Below are 17436 nucleotides of genomic sequence, written 5' to 3' on the forward strand. Positions count from 1 at the left end.
CTCTCCTTTCAGTGAATCTTTTCCACTATCGATGTGATGCGGGCGCGTCGAAATTTCAATGCCCCGGTATCTCACTTTGTCTTTATTGCGGCAAGGGCTTGCATCATGGCATCGTCACCAACCGTCATAAAAGCGGCATTTTCCGTATAAATCAGCGCGCAGACAAATTCCTTGCCGGGATAAAGCGGTGACAGAATTTCGCGATAGATGGCAAGCTGTGCCGTGTGGGAGAAGGGTATCTCGTGCGCGTCGCGCGGCGGCACGCGGTTCGTCTTGTAATCGACCAGAATGACGCGGTCGCCATCCACTGCCAGCCGGTCGATACGGCCGGAAACCGCATAATGCTGCCTGCCGATCGTCATGGTCCCCATAATGGAAACTTCTGCGCGGCTATTGGGCGAAAATGCCGGCTGCACCGCTGGTTCTGACATGACCCGCAAAACCGCCCGTATCAGATGTTCGCGCTCGGCAGACGGCCAGAACCGTGCGGCACGTTCGGCATAACGGCGGGCTGCCTCTTCCCGCTCACTCTCGGCAAAATCCGGCAGGGCCTGCAGCATGCGATGCACTAACCGACCGCGTTGCAATGCCAGCGAGGAGACATCGGCTTTTTCGCCGAAAAGCGGCGAACGCACGGCAAGATCGTCCGCACCGTCATCAATGATGGTGCCCGCACCGGAAGGGCTGAGTGGCCTCGGCAATGATGGCAGGGCGGGCAAGGGGGTAAGAAGCCCCGCCGGGAGAGCATATTCTTCTTGCGTCTGTGGTTCAGGCAGCCTTTTCGGAGCGGGGGTCGAACGAGCATCGGACTTGCGCCAGACAAGCCCCTGCCACTCTTCACCATCGGCCATAAACTGTTGCGGCTGGCAGTGCTTTTCATTGTCGGCGAGTGCTGCCTTGACGATAGCGTGCCAGCATTCGGGATTTTCCTTCTGGCCGCGATAACCGCAAACGACCAGATGATCGGCGGCACGTGTCATCGCCACATAAAGCAGCCGGCGATATTCGTCTTCCGCGGCCGTTTTCAGGCGTTCCTCATCGGCGCGAATGAGATGATTGGAAAAACCGCTGCCAGGCAGCCAGACGGGGAAGGCGTCCCCGTCTGCTTCAACGAAGCGCAGTTTCGGGACATGGCTGTGGTTGAAGGCCTTCGAACCGCCATCGACCACAAAAACGACCGGCGCTTCAAGACCCTTGGAGGCGTGCACGGTCATGATCCGCACTTCACCGCGATCCTTGTCCTGTTCGCGTTTCACCTCCGGCGAATCCGTTTCCAGAACGGATAGGAAGGCTTGCAGGCCGGGCAAGCCAGTCCTTTCATGGTCAAGCGCAAAGGACAGGAACTCGTCCAGGACATCGCTCGCCTCGTTGCCGAGACGACCCAGGAACTTTTTGCGCCCGTCATGCAGGGTCAGAACCGCAGCGAAGAAATCATGAACCGTTGCCGTTTTCGAAAGCGCGATGAAGTTCTTGAGCTTTTTGGCGACTGCGAAGAAGCGGCTGTTCTCGTCTTGCGAAAGCGTCTGCAATCTTTGCCACACGCTCTCCGTATCGGATCGTGTGGCAGCGACGTCGAAAACATCGTCTTCGGAGAGATTGAAAAGCGGGCTTTTCAACAGCGCGGCTAGAGAAAGGTCATCCTCAGGCAGCACGACAAAACGGCCAAGCGCCAGAAGGTCCTGTACGGCGATGTGATCGGTCAGGCGAAGACGGTCGGCACCAGCGACGGGAATGTTCTTGCGCCGTTTCAGCTCACGGGTCAGCGCATTGACGAAAGCATGGCGTTTTCTCACCAACACAAGAATATCGCCGGGCTCAATAGCGCGTTCCACGCCCTTTTCGATGATTGTCTGGTTGCCGATCATGCCGGCAATGCGCGCGGCGATCCGGCGGGCAACGATGGTGGCCGGCGCGCTTTCCCGAAGTGCATCGAAAGGTGCCGTCCAGTCTTCTTCGTCCTCGGCGGTTTCCGGCGCCACCATATCCCAGACTTCCACGGTGCCGGGGTGGCCGGCGCGGTTGGAGCGGTGTTCGACTGGCTCGTTATCGGCGCTGAGGCCGCTGGCATTTTTAGGGTCCGAAAAGACCTGATCGACGGCGGCCAGCACATCTTCCGTGGAACGGAAGGACAGCGGCAGGCGGATGCGGTGAAATGCCTGCTCCACCGAATCGACACGCCTTTTGGTCTCGTCGCGCTCCTGCGAAAACCGCTCCGGTCGTGCGCCCTGGAACGAATAGATCGATTGCTTTTCATCACCCACGGCAAAAAGCGTGCGCCGCCCCATGCGGGCGCTCTCGCCGCTGAAGAAGTCCGCCGCCAGCGACTGGATGATCGACCATTGCACAGGGCTGGTATCCTGCGCCTCATCGACGAGAATATGGTCGATACCCTGATCTAGCTTGTAATGCACCCAGGCGCCCGCCGTATCGCGGTTGAGGAGATTGGCGGCGCGCTCGATCAGATCCTCAAAATCGAGCTGGCTTCGCTGCTTTTTCAGATCCTCGAAATCGCCGATCAGTCTCTCAGCCAGAACAAGCGCGCATTTCGTCGCCTCCAGCATTCGCACCAGACGATAGCGGTTGCGACAGGCCACGACATGGTCCCGCGCAAGCGTCAGCGCGTCGACGAGATCGGGTGCGGATTTCTGCATGCCCTTGTTGATGACATAGGCATCGGATTTTTTCTCGCCCTTGGCTGTCAACAGCGCAGCTTCGATGAATTCCATGCGCCGCACGGAATCCGTCTGCCGTTTCGCTTCCCGCAGGGCATAAGCGACATCTATGACGCGCGATCCGCCCACTTCATCGGCAAGCGTCAGATAGGTATCGAGGGAAAGCCCCGAGAGACCTGGCAAGGGCCAGAATGCCGCCGCTGCCGTTTCTTCGGTTTCACCCGCGTCTATCTGCATTGCCTGCCGCAATTGGGCATCGATGCCATCAGCCTGTTTTGCATCGATCAAAAAGGCACGAAGGGCGCTGCGATTGGCGATGATGGCGGTGAGTAGCGATTCGAGCCCGCTTTCGTCCGCCAAATCAAGCACATAAGCGAGAGACTGCGCGAGATCGGTGTCTCCCTCCGTCGAAACCGCCGTTAAAAGCGACCGACGTGCCTCGGCCAGCAGGGTTGTTGCGGCGCGGTCATCAAGGACGGAGAAGTGGCCGGCGACATTGGCCTCCAGCGGGAACTGATGCAACAAGGCTTCGCAGAAGGCGTGGATCGTCTGGATCTTCAGCCCACCGGGCGTTTCCAGCGCCTTGGCGAACAGCCGCCGCGCTTCGGCCAGCTTGATGCGATCCGGCATCTTTCCTTCGATGGCAGCGACGCGATCCCCAAGATCGTTATCCGGCAACGTAGCCCATTCCGCCAGACGGTCGAAAACGCGGCTCGACATTTCGGACGCCGCTGCCTTGGTATAGGTGAGGCACAGAATTGCGGAGGGTCGGCACCCGGCCAGAAGCAGACGGATGACGCGCTGGGTCAGCACATGGGTCTTGCCGGAACCGGCATTGGCCGAAACCCAGGCGGAACTTGCCGGATCGGAGGCGAGCCGCTGCCGATCGCTCGTCCAGTCTATCCAGCTTTGCGGGGTGTCCGTGGCAGGCCCGTGATCGATAGGGTCAATCATCATCGCCGTCTCCCGGTTCTGCCGTCGACCATTCCGAAACGCGGGCGAGGTGGTCATATTCCCCACCGTAGGATTGCTGCTCCTCCGGCACCAGCCGCGAGGCAAAGCCGTTTTCGCCATCACGCAGCGAACGCACGAACTTGGCCAGCTGATCGATTGATTCGGTTGCCAGCTCGATTGCCGATTTCGGTGCTTTTTTGCCACCCCGGTTGGAGTGTTCGTTGTTCACCTGGTCGGCAAAAAAACGGGTACCCGGCCGCAGGCGCACATAGATAAGGTTCTCCGGCGTCTGCGAACCCGCCTCGCGGAAGGCGCCCCGCATCAGTGCTGCCGCTTCCAGCGCGAGCTGCGGGTCGAGCAGCGCGCGCGCCTGATTGACTGAAGGCGCAAGCCCCGTTTTGTAGTCGATAATATCCGCCTGACCGCCGGTCTTGATATCTATGCGGTCGGCGATGCCGGTCAGCCTTATGCCTGCCTCGGGGATTTCCTGTCCGGCACGCGCCTCGAAAAAGCTGCGGCGGATGGATGGATGTCGTTCTTTCTCCCAGTCGATAAAGGCGCGTGCCACCGCCTCGAATCGCGGGCGCCAGATGACATCGACATGTGCAGGAAGATCTTCCGCGTCGAAACTTTCATCCAGAATACGCTGCATGGCCTCGAGCGATGCCGGTGTGCCGGGAATATGCCCCTCGCGGGAATAGCGCTCGATGATTGCATGATAGAGCGTGCCACGGTCGGCGGCATTGGGATCGCGGTTGAAGCCATCAAGCGGGTTGAGCTTCAGGATACGCCGCGCGTAGATCGAATAGGGGTCACGGCGCAGCCTGCCCACTTCGCTGAAGGAATAGCTCTTCGGCTGCAAGTCAGCCGGCGGTTTGGGGGCAGGGCGCTTTGCTGCTTCCTGGTCGATGCTCGCATCCATCAGTGCCGCCCAGTGGCGATAGGTCTCGCCGCGCTTCTTCAGCTGGTCGGCAAAATCCTCGCCGCCGAGTGCCAGCAACCGTTGCAGCCAGCGCGATGCGACTGCGGGTGTCGAGCCCTGTCTGAGCGCGCGGCTGTAGAAAATCTGCCGTGTCCCGTTCGCCATCTCGAAATCGTGCGCCAGCTGGCCGATGCGCCGTTCCGGCGGTTCCAGGCCGATGGCTGTCTTCATGTTGCGGGACAGAAACGGGTTGTTTGCAGTCTGGCCCGGCCAAAGCCCTTCATTGAGACCGCCGATCACGACAGTGTCGACGCTTTGCAGTCGTGCCTCAAGGGCACCGAAAATGAAAATGCGCGGATGGCGCATGGATCGCGGCTTGATCGATTCGCCAGCAACCAGTGCCGCGAAGATATCAGCCCATTGCGGACCATCCGCATCAAGGATTTCGCCGCTTTCCATCAATTCGCCAAACAGGCCGGAAAGCTTGTCGCCTGCCTCGCCGGACCAGAGAGTGGCAAGATCGTTGTTGTCATCCGCGCAGATGGCTTCGATCACCCGGCCCGTCCGCTCGGCCCAATCGGAAAGCGGCAATTTGTCCGTGAAAGACCGGCCTGAGCGGTCGCGACGAACGAATGCGCTGCCAAGCGGCTCTGTCGAAACGGCGATCCGGCGTGCCAGATCGCGCGCGGCGTCTACGCTTCCCTCAGGCAGTGCCAGCCTCCAGGCAGGCGGATGCCGGTCATCGCGCTGTGCCGCCAGTTGCGCATCGAGAACCGCCTCCAGATTGCCGATTTCGGTTTCGACGCGGCCGCCTCTAAGTGCGATCAATTCCAGCGCCTTTGATGCTTTTGTAAAAGCCTCCAGCGAAAGCCCGAAACGGCTGAGCGGATGTTTCAGAAGGGAAATGACCGGCACCGGATCTCCGGGCCTGAGGATAGCTTCCAGTGCGAGTTGCGTCAGTCCGGCCTGCGGCGTGGCGGAAAGCGGCGTACCGGCGGAATCGTCGGCTTCGATACCGAAGCGCTGCAATTCCGTCGCCACGCGCCTGGCCAGTCCGCGATCGGGCGTGATCAGCGCGGCCTGAGACGGGCGGCCAGCGCCCGGCGCTTCAAGCGCCAGCCGCAGCGCCACCGCAATTGCGGTTGCCTCTTCGCGCTCGTTGGCAGCTTCTATCAGGGTCGCTGCCGCAAAAGCATCGTCGAAAAATCCGGGTTGCTTGTCCTCACGCCAGCGGTTCCAGTCACTGGTGGATTTGGCAGGAGCAAGTGCTGCCGAAAAAACCGCCGCGCGTTTTTCAAGATCGCTATCGATAGCGCCAATCTGAACGACATCGTCTCGCATGATATCGAGCTTCTGCAACAGCATGTAGAGCCCGTATTGCGAATGGGTGCGGCTTGAAGGATCGGTAGGGTCCTCGGCAATAGCCTCCCATTGCTCCTCCGGCATCGTGAGATCGAGGCCCGGAAGCACGACGACGCCTTGGGGCAGGGAGGCGACAGAGGCGATAAGGTCTGCTGCTGCCGGAATTGAGCCCGTGGAGCCCGCAACGATGATTGGTCCGGTGTCCGGCAGGTTGGCAAGCCGGTTCGCCTCCGCCCTCAGGATGCCGTTGCGATGTCGGCCTGCGGAAGTTCGATTGAGTTCGGCAAGACGGGCGGGCCAGAACACGCTGGCGATTTTCAGGAAATCCGCCGTCAGTTGCCACCATTGGGCGTGATCGCCGGTATCGAGATGCGCGAGCGCCTCCCATTCCTTTTCTTCCGTATCCATCGCATCGATCACTTCGCCAAGCGCGCGCGCCAGCCATATGGCGTCGGCAGGGCTGGCGGGGGCGACAAGTGGTGAGTCCGAATGGATGGCCCTGATGGCGTCCGGCAGGCTGTTGCGCCATGCCAGAATGAGGCGCGCCAGCTCGATTTGCCGGCCGGTGCCGGAAATCGGCGGCGCCAGATCCATGATCTCAGGATTTTCGATCTCGAAGAAGCCGCTGTCGTCATCGGTTTCGCCGAGCGGCCGGATCAGTGGCAAAATGGCGGAACGGCCGCCCAGAAGATCGACAAACTCTGAGCGCAGCACGCGGGCGGAGCGCCGGGTCGGAACATAGATCGTCACCTTGGCAAGCGAAAGCGGATCCGCAGGGTCGTATTTATAGCCGGCTGTCAGTGTCCCGTCACACAGCGTTTCCGCGAGCGTTTTGAGGAACGGTGTTCCCGCAGCGATCGTCAGGACGCGCTTTGCGTGATGGGTCAAAGTCATGCAGAGCGCTTTTCCCTGTATTGCCGGATGATACTTTCGGCATCGTCTATCGCATCGGGAGTGCCGACGGTGATCCAGTGGCCATCCAGTGAAAGCCCGAAAAGCCGGTCTTTCTCGATGGCGCTGTCGAAATAGATATTCAGGTTGAAAGCATCCCCCGGCGCATCGTCCAGCAGGTGCGAATCCATGGCAATGGCCCCGGCATAAACCACCGGGTTCGTGTCCCCGTCGCGATACCGCGCCAGTCTACCATCCGAAGAGAGGTTGAAATCCCTCTTGCCGTTATGACCGGTGGTACGGTCCATATCGACGCAGAGCATCGCCATATCCATGCGCGTCGCATCGAAGAATTGTGCAAGCTTGCGCAGGTTGCTGACGGCATTCAGCTGCTCGCCAATCCAGAAAAGATCGGCATTCATGACGAAGACGGGACCTGGCTCCAGAAGTTTCAGGCCCTTGGCAAGTCCGCCACCGGAATTCATCAGCTGCGACCGCTCGTCGGAAATCAGGATTTCGGCGTCGGTACGGGTTTCAAGATGGGAGATCATCTGATCGGCATGGTGATGGACGTTGACGACGATCTTCTCGGCGCCGGCCTCGACAAGGGCGTCGAGCGCGTAGTCGATCATCGGTTTGCCGGCGATCTTGACGAGCGGTTTCGGGATCGTATCCGTGATCGGGCGCATCCGGGTGCCGAGCCCGGCGGCCAGCACCATCGCGTTCTTGATCGTCATCGTGGTCAACCGTCTTTCAGTCTTTAAAATTCCATGCCCATATGGACGCACCAGTCTTTGAGCGGTGCAAGTTCGGGATGCGAAAGCGCTGCGGAAAGATAGCGAAACGTCCTTGGCATATGTTTCATATAACCGGGTTTGCCATCGCGTTCCAACAGCCTTACCCAGATACCGGCCAGTTTGCAGTTGCGCTGCGCCGACATGATGGCGAAAGCCTTGAGAAAGGACGCCTCATCGAAGGACGGCTCGTCTCGTCTAATGTCGAGATAGTGCGAAAGCAGGCGTTCCTGCAGTTCGGGCGAAATGGTAACCCGCGCATCCTGCACGATGGAGGCGAGATCGTAGGCCGTCGGGCCGATCATCGCGTCTTGAAAATCGATCAGTCCGACTTGCCGGATGCCTGCATTATGCTCTTGCCAGAGAATGTTGGGCGAATGGAAATCGCGCAGAAGTAGCCCGCTTTCGCAGCCACTGAGCGCGTCTATCAGGCCGTCCCAAAGAGCATAATAGTCACGCTTCTCGGTATCGGACAGTGATTTGCCGCGTTTGTGGGGCAGATACCATTCCACCAGCAGCGACACCTCGATCTTCATCGCCGGTCGATCGAAAGGAGGCACTTCGTAGGTGCTGCCGTCACCAACTGGCAGCTTGCGCGGTGTCGGAGCTTTATGAAGGGCGGCGAGGCAGGCGACGCTTTGCAGATAACGTTCCTCAATCGGCGTTCCGTCGGGCGCAAGCACCCCCTCCCGCCCGAGGTCCTCCAGGAGAAGAATGCCCTGATCGGTATCCGCCGCCAGTATTTCAGGCGCGCGAAAGCCGCTATTTCGCAGATAATTGCCGATCGCCACGAAGGAACGGGCATCCTGGGCAAGATGGGCGATTTCCGCATAGGTCTTGCCATCAGCAACGATCGCACCTCTCAAAGGGCGTCGCCAGTCCATCAGGATAAGGTCCGGACCATCGGTGGAAATGGTCTCATAGGCGCGTGTGGAAGCATCGCCGCTTAGGAAATGGCGGGTCGCATCGCCCTTGCCATTTTTCGCAAGAAAATCGCGAATGGCGAAAACGCGCTCAAGCCGTGCTTTCTGTTTCGCGGGAGCATCGATTACAGCCCGACGCCCGTCACCGGAGTGTTCCAGTCGCAGGCTGATGGTCTGGTTTTGCGGGAGGATTTCGGCGGCGATATCAGGCCACTCGATCAGGCAGATACCGTCTTCCAGCATCTCGTCGATGCCGAGTTCGTCCAGTTCCGAGACGTCAGACAGTCGGTATAGATCAAGATGGGCAACGGGAATACGTGTTGGATAGGTCTGGATGATCGTGAATGTGGGGCTTGGAACTTCAAGATCACGTGCATCCGCCATCGCCCGGATGAAGGCGCGGGCGAGAGTGGATTTGCCCGCGCCGAGATCTCCGATCAGCGCGAGGCAATCGCCAGCTCCCAAAGCCAGCGCCAGATCTTCGCCTAACCGGATGGTGTCCTTTTCCCCATTGAGGGAAAGGGTGATCGGCAGGATATCGTCACTCATTCTGCGGCGATGGAATGCGGGTGCACACCCGAAGGAATGCGGCAGGTGACGATGGTCCCGTTGCCGGGCCGGCTGTCGATGCTGACAGTGCCGTGATGCAGGCTGACGAAGCTTTCCACGATAGAAAGGCCAAGGCCAGCGCCGGTCCGCCGCCCGCCGTTACCGCGCGTCTCGAAGCGGTCAAACACGGCCTTGAGCATGTCTTCGGGGATACCCGGTCCCTTGTCCGCCACCGAGAACAGGAAGTCACCCTCGCTGCGCTGGCATGAAAGCTGAACGGAAGACCCTTCCGGCGCAAAATTGATTGCATTGGTGAGGAGCTTGATGAGGATCTGCTTCAGGCGCTGGTGATCCGCCACCAGACTGCCGAGATGCGCGGGTGCGACGATCTCGAGCGAAATACCGCTTTCCTGTAGCCGGTCGGCAATCTGCACCGAAACGTCGTCGAGCAATTCGTTGAGATCGTTTTCCGAATAGTTCAGCTGCATGATGCCAGCATCGACGGTCGCGAGATCGAGGATGTCGTTCACGATGGTCAGAAGAACCGAGGAAGAGGTGGAAATATGGTCGAGATATTCCGCCTGCCGGTCCGTCAATTCTCCAATACCCGGGGTCTTCAGGAGATCGGTGAAGCCGATGATATTGGTCAGCGGCGAGCGCAACTCATAAGAGACGTGCTGCACGAAATCGTTCTTCAGCTCGTCGGCCTTGAGCAGTGCGTCGTTCTTTTCCTTGAGCGCCCGCTCGGCCCGCACGCTGTCAGTCATGTTGACGAATGTCAGCATGGTCTGCGCATCCGGCAGCGGAATAATGGCGTAGTCGAGGACCAGGCCGGAGAGCAGCTCCAACGTTCCCTGTCTCGACGGGCGTTCATCGTCAAAGCTGGTGATGAACTGGCTGAAAGAGCGCCAGCCATCCGGCTTGTCGTAGGATTGCGTGCAGGCGGCCTCAACGGCGCGGATATGGGTTCCAGTTTCCGCCTGCTCGGCGGTAACGCCCCAGAGGGCCCTGAATGCCGGGTTGGAAAGGCGAATACGTCCGTCCGCACCAAACACGGCGACACCTTCGGCCAGATGGTCGATGGTTTCGCCCTGCACCTTCACCAAGGTGTTGTAACGCATCTGTAGATCGACCTGTTCGGTCAGGTTCTCGAAGACCCATGTCGCGCCGCCCTGCGGGTGGGCGGTCGCGATAACCCGCAACGTCTGGCCGTTGGGCAGGTGCCACAGATCGGTCTTGGTATCGAGAGAGCGGTAAACGGAGAGTGCCGTCTCTTTCCAGTTTTTCCAGTTCAGCTGCTCGGGCAATTTGCCGGCGGTGCGCAGCCTGTCGAGAAGCTCGGAATTATCTGGGCCGGATTCCAGAAAAACCAGATCGAAGCCCCACAGGGTGGCAAAGGCCTGATTGTAGAATTGCAGCCGCTGCCGGCCGTCGAAAATGGCGACGGGCGTTGCGAGATGATCCAGCGTTTCGGCGTGGCTTTTCAGAACCCGCTTCATTTCCTCGCGGGTGGTTTCCGCTTCGGTGGCATCGATGGCGATGCCTGCAGAACCGCCCGCCGTCTTGATATCGACAACGTCGAAGAAGGTACGGTTTCCGGAAACCACCGTCGAAATGCGATCGTGGTAGGGGGAACTCGGCGTGGCAGCCGCACGTATCTTCTGCCGGGTAACGGTGTTCAGAAGCTCGCGTTTCTCCTGAATGGTCTGTTCGGCATCGCGCGCATCCACAGCGTGCGCATAGGCGTGGTTCACCCATATGAGTTCGCCTTCGCCATTGCGCCGCCAGACGGGCTGTTCGATCGAATCGAGAAGTTCCTGAAAGGTGGAGACCGAGGCGATCAGGCGCTCGCGCTCCACCTGCAATTCGGCCAGTTCGGCGCGCAGGTTGTTGAGGGCGACGAAACGCGCGAAGGCATTGCCGCCGGAAACCCGGCCTTGAACTTCAATGACTTCGCCGCGCTGCGTCTCGATCGTCAGATCGAAACTCTGTGCGTGGCTGCGAAGTTTTTCGAGGGATTTTTCAAGCTGGCTCGCGGATGATGGCTTCAGCCAGCGCCCGAAGGCCAGAAAATCGTGATCCGCCTGCGGTGCGCCCGTCTCTACGGGCAGCTGCCCCAGAAATTCGGGGCGCTTGTCCACGCCGTCCCAGATGACGATGCGCCGGCTCTTGTCGGAGATAAGCGCCTCGTATTTCGCGATCTTGTGGTGGGATTCTGCCAGCGCCTTGCGGTATTCACCGCTCTCCGCCTCGATATTACCGCGCTGGCGCACCAGCCAGACGACGGAAAACAGCGTTGCCGAAAGCATGCCGACAAAAAGCGAATAGGTGATGGTTTCTCCGGATGAAAACAGCCGCGCGCCGGTCTTTGCGACAAGACCGTCCTGCGCCAGCGCCACATTTGCAGAGCCGGCGAGAACCGTGCCGGACATCAGGACGGGAAGCCGCGAAAAGCCTGTCCGCACAGCACTGATCGCCAGCCGGCAACGCGCCATGGCCGCGCCCAATGCCACGCCAGCATGCGTGTTTTCAACGCGTTGAACTGTCTGCTCGCGCAGATCCGAATTGTGAACCGTCATCCCCGGTCTGTCTCCGTCCTATGTGCCGCATCTTCGACAAGACATCCCATTTCGTCCCCGCCGCCCTTTGGCGTGTCCGAATCAAGTTCGATGACAATACCGTCTTCATAAATCTGCGGAAAGGGAGCGCGCAAAAAAGATGCCGCGCGCTTTGTCAAGCGCACGGCATCTACATATTGTGTAATTTCAGTGGATATTAACTATGAAATTAATATCTGTAGTGTTCTGCCTTGAACGGACCCTGCTTCGAGATGCCGATATAATCAGCCTGAAGGTCGGAAAGTTCTGTCAGGCGCACGCCAAGCTTCTCGAGATGAAGGCGTGCGACCTTTTCGTCGAGGTGCTTCGGCAGCACGTAGACTTCGTTCTTGTATTCACCCGGCTTGGTGAAAAGCTCGATCTGGCCCAGCACCTGGTTGGTGAACGACGCCGACATGACGAAGGAAGGGTGACCTGTGGCATTGCCAAGGTTCAGCAGGCGGCCTTCGGACAGCAGGATGATGCGGTTGCCCTTCGGGAACTCGATCATGTCGACCTGCGGCTTGATGTTTGTCCACTTGAGGTTACGCAGCGAAGCGACCTGAATTTCATTGTCGAAATGGCCGATATTGCCGACGATGGCCATGTCCTTCATCTCGCGCATGTGCTCGATGCGGATAACGTCCTTATTGCCGGTGGTGGTGATGAAGATGTCAGCGGAAGACACAACGTCTTCCAGGCGAACGACCTCGAAACCGTCCATGGCGGCCTGAAGCGCGCAGATCGGGTCGATTTCCGTGACCTTCACGCGGGCGCCAGCGCCCTGCAGCGAGGCGGCGGAACCCTTGCCGACATCGCCGTAACCGCAGACCACGGCAACCTTGCCGGCCATCATCACGTCGGTGGCGCGGCGAATGCCGTCTACCAGCGATTCCTTGCAGCCGTATTTGTTGTCGAACTTGGACTTGGTGACGCTGTCGTTAACGTTGATGGCCGGGAAGGGCAGGAGGCCCTTCTTGGCAAGATCGTAGAGACGATGAACGCCTGTCGTCGTTTCTTCCGTCACGCCCTTCAGCGCGTCACGCTGCTTGGTGAACCAGCCGGGGGAAGCCTTGAGGCGCTTGTTGATCTGCGCGAAAAGAATTTCCTCTTCTTCCGAACCGGGGTTGGAAAGAACGTCCTCACCGGCTTCGGCGCGCGCGCCGAGCAGAATGTACATGGTGGCATCGCCGCCATCATCGAGGATCATGTTGGAGAGGCCGCCATCGGTCCACTGGAAGATCTTGTCGGTATATTCCCAATATTCCGTCAGGCTCTCACCCTTTACCGCGAAAACAGGAATGCCGGCCGCTGCAATAGCTGCTGCGGCATGGTCCTGCGTCGAGAAGATGTTGCAGGACGCCCAGCGGATGTCCGCGCCCAGTTCCTTCAGCGTCTCGATGAGGACACCGGTCTGGATCGTCATGTGAAGAGAACCGGTAATACGTGCGCCCTTCAGGGGCTTGCTCTCGCCGAATTCCTTGCGGCAGGACATAAGGCCAGGCATTTCGGTTTCGGCGATGTCCAGTTCCTTGCGGCCGAATGCGGCAAGGTTGATATCGGCGATGATGTAGTCCTTCTCAAGGCTCATGAAGTTCTCCAGATCAGAAATGCCATGCCTGCTGGCCCGGCTTTTAAACGTAGCAGCGGTTTAGCAGGCCAAAAACGATCTGGCAATAACGATATAAAGAAGTCTTTATGTCTTTATATGGAGGTGGGGTCAGGCTTCTTCGCCGAAGCGGTCGGCAACAAGTGCCTCGAGTGCGGCGAGCGCCTCTTCCGCCTGGTTGCCGCTCGCCTCGACATAGACACTGCATCCCGGGCTGGCCGCCAGCATCATCAGACCCATGATGGAGGTGCCGCCAACGGTCATTCCGTCCTTCGACACCGTAATCGTCGCGTCGAAACCCTCGACCATCTGCACGAATTTTGCAGATGCCCGGGCGTGGAGACCGCGCTTGTTGATGATCGGCAATTCCCGGGAGTGAGGCGACATGGGGCTGACTTCTTATTTGCCGCTTAAAACGCGGCTGGCGACGTTGATGTATTTGCGACCGGCGTCGGATGCGTCCTGGAGCGCCTTGTCCATGTTGTCTTCGCTGCGAACGCCTGCGAGTTTTATCAGCATGGGAAGATTGACCCCGGCGATGACTTCGACATTGCCGTTGTTCATGACGGAGATGGCAAGATTGGACGGTGTGCCACCGAACATATCCGTCAGAATAATGACGCCATTTCCATCATTGACGCGCGTAACGGCGTCGATGATATCCTGCCGGCGCTGATCCATGTCGTCTTCGGGACCGATACAAACCGTCTCGATCAATTTCTGGGGACCGACGACATGCTCCAACGCATGGCGAAACTCCTCAGCCAGCTTGCCATGGGTGACAAGCACTAGTCCGATCATGAAATGCTCCCTTGCACACGCACTCTCATTGCCGACTATCGCAACGCGGCAATCCTGTCCATCGGTGGGATTTCATCTTGATGAGGAAAATGCGAATCGCAAGCCTAAAATCGCCTGAATCATGGTCACTTCACGTTCGTTTTAAAAAGATTTTGAGCAAGTGCAGCAAATTTTCCATAGGGCGTAAGACTGGAAAGCGGAATACGCAGAAGCGGAAGATGCCCGCCGCAGGGCAGCAACAACACCTCGTCATCTTCCGGAAATCTTGGATTTTCCGGTGAAAGAACTGTCGTAACAGCGAAATTTAGTCCGGCGCTCGGGACGCTGTTGACGTTAACGATGCCGCTGCCGCGCAATTCCAGTAGTCCGGCAATCGCTTCCGGCCGCTCGGCGATAATGTTTTCGCCGTCGCGATACACGAAAATCTGATCATCCGCGATCAGTGCCGCCGGCAATCCGCATCGTTGCGCCTCCGTCAGAAAGCTGAAGGCAAGCTCGCTTTTGCCGCTGCCGGACGGTCCGGTGAAGAGAATGCCGGTGTTGTCGACGACAATGGCGGTTGCGTGCAGGTTGAAGCGTTCAGCGTTCATGGGTTTCGGCCGCCGGCAGCGACAGGGTGAAGCGCGCGCCTGATATCACGCCGTATTTGTCGACGACGTTTTCTGCCCTCAGGCTGCCGCCATGGGCTTCGGCGATCTGGCGGCTGATGGAAAGGCCAAGGCCGGAATTCTGGCCGAAACCTTCGCTTGCCGGTCGGTCGGTGTAGAAGCGCTCGAAAATCCGGTCGATATCCTCGGCCTGAATGCCGGGGCCATTGTCTTCCACCTGCACGATGCAGCGGTCCTTGTGACGGGAAAGGCGCACGGTGATGCGGCCGCTTTCCTCGGAAACGAAAGAGCGCGCATTCTCGATCAGGTTGGTGACGATCTGCCCGATGCGAAGATCGTGACCGTTCACGACGAAGGAGGTTTTGGCTCCCGCCTTCCGGTCGGCGACATAGTCGATCGCCACGCTCTTTTTCTTTGTGCTGATCTGGCGGGAGATATCCACCAGACCCTTCATAAGAACGTCGAGATCCAGCGGCGATGCATCGACACGCGCCAGTTCGGCATCGAGCCGCGAGGCATCCGAAATATCGCTGATCAGGCGGTCGAGGCGGCGGACATCGTGGAAGATGATCTCTGTCAGCCGCTGTTTGGACTCTTCCGTCTTGGCACGCGGCAGGGTTTCCACGGCGCTGCGCAGCGAAGTCAGCGGGTTCTTGAGCTCGTGGCTGACATCGGCGGCGAAACTTTCGATTGCGTCGATACGGTCGTAGAGCGCCGTCGTCATTTCACGAAGCGCTATGGAAAGGTTGCCGATTTCATCCTGACGCGCCGAAAAGTCCGGTATCTCCTCGCGGGTTCTCGCTCCGCGACGAACGCGGATCGCAGCCGCCGAAAGCCGCCGGAGCGGCGTGGCGATGGTGGAGGACAACAGCAGGGAAAGTACGATGTTGACGAGCGTGGCGATGCCGAACACGCGCATGATGGCGAGGCGCTCCGCATGCACGATCTTGTCGATATCGCCGGCCTGCGTGGACAGGAGCAGAACCCCGAGCACGGCCCGGAAGCGCTGCACCGGAACGGCGACCGAAACGATTAGCTCACCCTTTTCCGTAACGCGAACGACTGCGCCGCGCACGCCGGTCAGCGCATTCATCACCTCCGGATAGATCGAGCCGTCGCCACCTGGCGCTTCCTTGTATTGCGGTAGGCTGCTCGGTTGCAGCATGCGGTTGAACATGCTGGTGAACCATTCACCCCAGGTCTGGGTTTCCGGCGTCACCGGCGGCAGATCGAAGCGCAGGACCTGGCCGCGGGAATAGAGATGGCGAGAATCGAGAAGCAGGTTGGCATCGGCGTCGAAAAGCCGAGCGCGGGTCCGTGTCGGCGAAATCAGCCGGCGCAGCACCGGCGCCACCCGTTCCGGATTGATCGGGAAACTCAAGTCCTCGTCATTGGGGGCGGGCGTGATGCTTTGCCCCGCCTGCAATTCCAGCAGCTTTTCCGGATTGATGGTGATGGAGTTGGTATCCACCGAGGCGGAGGCCGAGATGGCGCCGGCGATGATCTCGCCCTGCGTCAAAAGACTTTCCACCCGCGCATCGATCAGCCCCTCGCGGAACTGGTTGAGGTAGAGAATGCCACCGACCAGAACGACCGTCGCGGCCACGTTGAAGAAAAGGATGCGGCGCGTGAGGCTGGAAAACACCGCATTGCCAAAAATGCGTCGGACGATCGTCAGCGGATGGATACGATGGCGGCGTTCGCTGCCGCGATCTTCGACATCGTCACTGTCCGAGACGGTTTCCGGCGTTTTCTTCAACAAGTCTATGTCCTCGCCACCACAATTCCGGTGGTCTCTCCCGATTGCGGCTCGTTCAAGCCGCTTCGCGGAAGCGATATCCTACGCCATAAAGCGTTTCAATCATATCGAAGTCACCATCGACCAGTTTGAACTTCTTGCGAAGGCGCTTGATGTGGCTGTCGATCGTGCGGTCGTCAACATAGACCTGTTCGTCGTAGGCCGCATCCATCAGCGCGTCGCGGCTTTTCACCACGCCTGGCCGCTGTGCAAGCGAATGCAGGATAAGGAATTCGGTAACGGTCAGCGTCACCGGCTCGCCCTTCCAGGTGCAGGTGTGGCGTTCCTGATCCATGGCCAGCTGGCCGCGTTCGAGCGTACGCGCCTGTTGATCAGCCGTCGGCTTCAGCGTGCTGCCGCCGGTCGCAGCGGAAGCCTCGCGGCTGCTGGCGCGGCGCAGGATGGCCTTGACGCGTTCCACCAGAAGGCGCTGCGAGAAGGGTTTTGTGATGAAATCGTCAGCACCCATCTTCAGGCCGAACAATTCGTCGATCTCTTCATCCTTGGAGGTCAGGAAGATAACCGGAATATCCGATTTCTGGCGAAGACGCCGCAAAAGCTCCATGCCGTCCATGCGCGGCATCTTGATGTCGAAAATGGCGAGCTGCGGCGGACGGGCAATCAGTCCGTCAAGCGCGGAGGCGCCGTCCGTATACGTTTCGACCCGGTAGCCTTCGGCTTCGAGCGCGATCGATACCGAAGTGAGAATATTCCGGTCGTCGTCGACAAGCGCGATCGTCTGCATGTAGTTGGTCTCCATCGTCATTTTCTCGTAACTCCCGACATCCACCCAGCCAAGGTTGCGCGCCGCGAGCCACTCTCATGAGTATAAAGGTGGAACAAATTGTGGCAAAGGAAAACTCACAACCAAATCGCCTGGTGTGACTAGGCCAATTCCGGGAAAACGCCGCAGCTGGATTCTAATGCGTCTTCAACCGATTTAAAAAGAAATAAAA

General features: G+C 59.1%; 11 protein-coding genes. All 11 read right to left on the reverse strand.

Going from position 1 to position 17436, the window contains the following annotated elements; all coding sequences use genetic code 11:
- Nucleotides 1-71: 71 nt before the first annotated feature.
- The gene (gene addA, locus GH784_RS07840; RefSeq protein ID WP_065705042.1) at nt 72-3629 is read right to left on the reverse strand and encodes a double-strand break repair helicase AddA; all 3558 of its coding nucleotides are present in this window, start codon (nt 3627-3629) and stop codon (nt 72-74) included.
- Nucleotides 3619-6804 carry a double-strand break repair protein AddB gene (gene addB / locus GH784_RS07845; RefSeq protein WP_065705039.1) on the reverse strand — a complete coding sequence of 1062 codons (3186 nt, stop codon included), beginning with the start codon at nt 6802-6804 and terminating at the stop codon, nt 3619-3621. Before addB ends, addA begins: the two co-directional genes overlap by 11 nt.
- On the reverse strand, nt 6801-7538 hold the full coding sequence (locus tag GH784_RS07850) for a nucleotidyltransferase family protein (protein ID WP_065705241.1): 738 nt from the start codon (nt 7536-7538) through the stop codon (nt 6801-6803). Before GH784_RS07850 ends, addB begins: the two co-directional genes overlap by 4 nt.
- A gap of 23 nt (nt 7539-7561) precedes the next feature.
- Complete coding sequence (gene tsaE / locus GH784_RS07855) at nt 7562-9067, reverse strand: tRNA (adenosine(37)-N6)-threonylcarbamoyltransferase complex ATPase subunit type 1 TsaE (protein WP_065705037.1); 1506 nt, start codon at nt 9065-9067, stop codon at nt 7562-7564.
- Nucleotides 9064-11646: a sensor histidine kinase gene (locus GH784_RS07860; RefSeq protein WP_003516327.1), complete on the reverse strand. Its 2583-nt coding sequence runs from the start codon at nt 11644-11646 to the stop codon at nt 9064-9066. Before GH784_RS07860 ends, tsaE begins: the two co-directional genes overlap by 4 nt.
- Nucleotides 11647-11854: 208 nt before the next feature.
- Entirely contained in the window at nt 11855-13255 is a 1401-nt protein-coding gene (gene ahcY / locus GH784_RS07870; protein WP_003516323.1) for an adenosylhomocysteinase, read from the reverse strand.
- Nucleotides 13256-13384: 129 nt separating this feature from the next.
- Nucleotides 13385-13660: an HPr family phosphocarrier protein gene (locus tag GH784_RS07875; RefSeq protein WP_003516321.1), complete on the reverse strand. Its 276-nt coding sequence runs from the start codon at nt 13658-13660 to the stop codon at nt 13385-13387.
- 12 nt (nt 13661-13672) lie between these two features.
- A complete protein-coding gene (locus tag GH784_RS07880) occupies nt 13673-14074 on the reverse strand; it encodes a PTS sugar transporter subunit IIA (RefSeq protein WP_003516318.1) in 402 nt (133 codons plus the stop codon).
- 125 nt (nt 14075-14199) lie between these two features.
- Nucleotides 14200-14664: an HPr kinase/phosphorylase gene (locus tag GH784_RS07885; RefSeq protein ID WP_065705034.1), complete on the reverse strand. Its 465-nt coding sequence runs from the start codon at nt 14662-14664 to the stop codon at nt 14200-14202.
- Entirely contained in the window at nt 14654-16444 is a 1791-nt protein-coding gene (gene chvG, locus GH784_RS07890) for a two-component system sensor histidine kinase ChvG (protein ID WP_065705032.1), read from the reverse strand. The genes GH784_RS07885 and chvG overlap by 11 nt, the downstream gene beginning before the upstream one ends.
- A 52-nt stretch (nt 16445-16496) precedes the next feature.
- Complete coding sequence (gene chvI, locus GH784_RS07895) at nt 16497-17225, reverse strand: two-component system response regulator ChvI (protein ID WP_003516307.1); 729 nt, start codon at nt 17223-17225, stop codon at nt 16497-16499.
- Nucleotides 17226-17436: the final 211 nt, after the last annotated feature.

Origin of the sequence: Agrobacterium tumefaciens (genome assembly GCF_009649785.1) — a bacterium.
GTDB lineage: Bacteria > Pseudomonadota > Alphaproteobacteria > Rhizobiales > Rhizobiaceae > Agrobacterium > Agrobacterium tumefaciens.

What these genes read in the sequence shown, in the direction of transcription:
- addA (WP_065705042.1), bottom strand. Translation starts at nt 3,629, where the DNA reads ATGATGATTGACCCTATCGATCACGGGCCTGCCACGGACACCCCGCAA.
- GH784_RS07850 (WP_065705241.1), bottom strand. Translation starts at nt 7,538, where the DNA reads ATGACGATCAAGAACGCGATGGTGCTGGCCGCCGGGCTCGGCACCCGG.
- GH784_RS07885 (WP_065705034.1), bottom strand. Translation starts at nt 14,664, where the DNA reads ATGAACGCTGAACGCTTCAACCTGCACGCAACCGCCATTGTCGTCGAC.
- chvI (WP_003516307.1), bottom strand. Translation starts at nt 17,225, where the DNA reads ATGCAGACGATCGCGCTTGTCGACGACGACCGGAATATTCTCACTTCG.
- addB (WP_065705039.1), bottom strand. Translation starts at nt 6,804, where the DNA reads ATGACTTTGACCCATCACGCAAAGCGCGTCCTGACGATCGCTGCGGGA.
- GH784_RS07875 (WP_003516321.1), bottom strand. Translation starts at nt 13,660, where the DNA reads ATGTCGCCTCACTCCCGGGAATTGCCGATCATCAACAAGCGCGGTCTC.
- GH784_RS07880 (WP_003516318.1), bottom strand. Translation starts at nt 14,074, where the DNA reads ATGATCGGACTAGTGCTTGTCACCCATGGCAAGCTGGCTGAGGAGTTT.
- tsaE (WP_065705037.1), bottom strand. Translation starts at nt 9,067, where the DNA reads ATGAGTGACGATATCCTGCCGATCACCCTTTCCCTCAATGGGGAAAAG.
- GH784_RS07860 (WP_003516327.1), bottom strand. Translation starts at nt 11,646, where the DNA reads ATGACGGTTCACAATTCGGATCTGCGCGAGCAGACAGTTCAACGCGTT.
- ahcY (WP_003516323.1), bottom strand. Translation starts at nt 13,255, where the DNA reads ATGAGCCTTGAGAAGGACTACATCATCGCCGATATCAACCTTGCCGCA.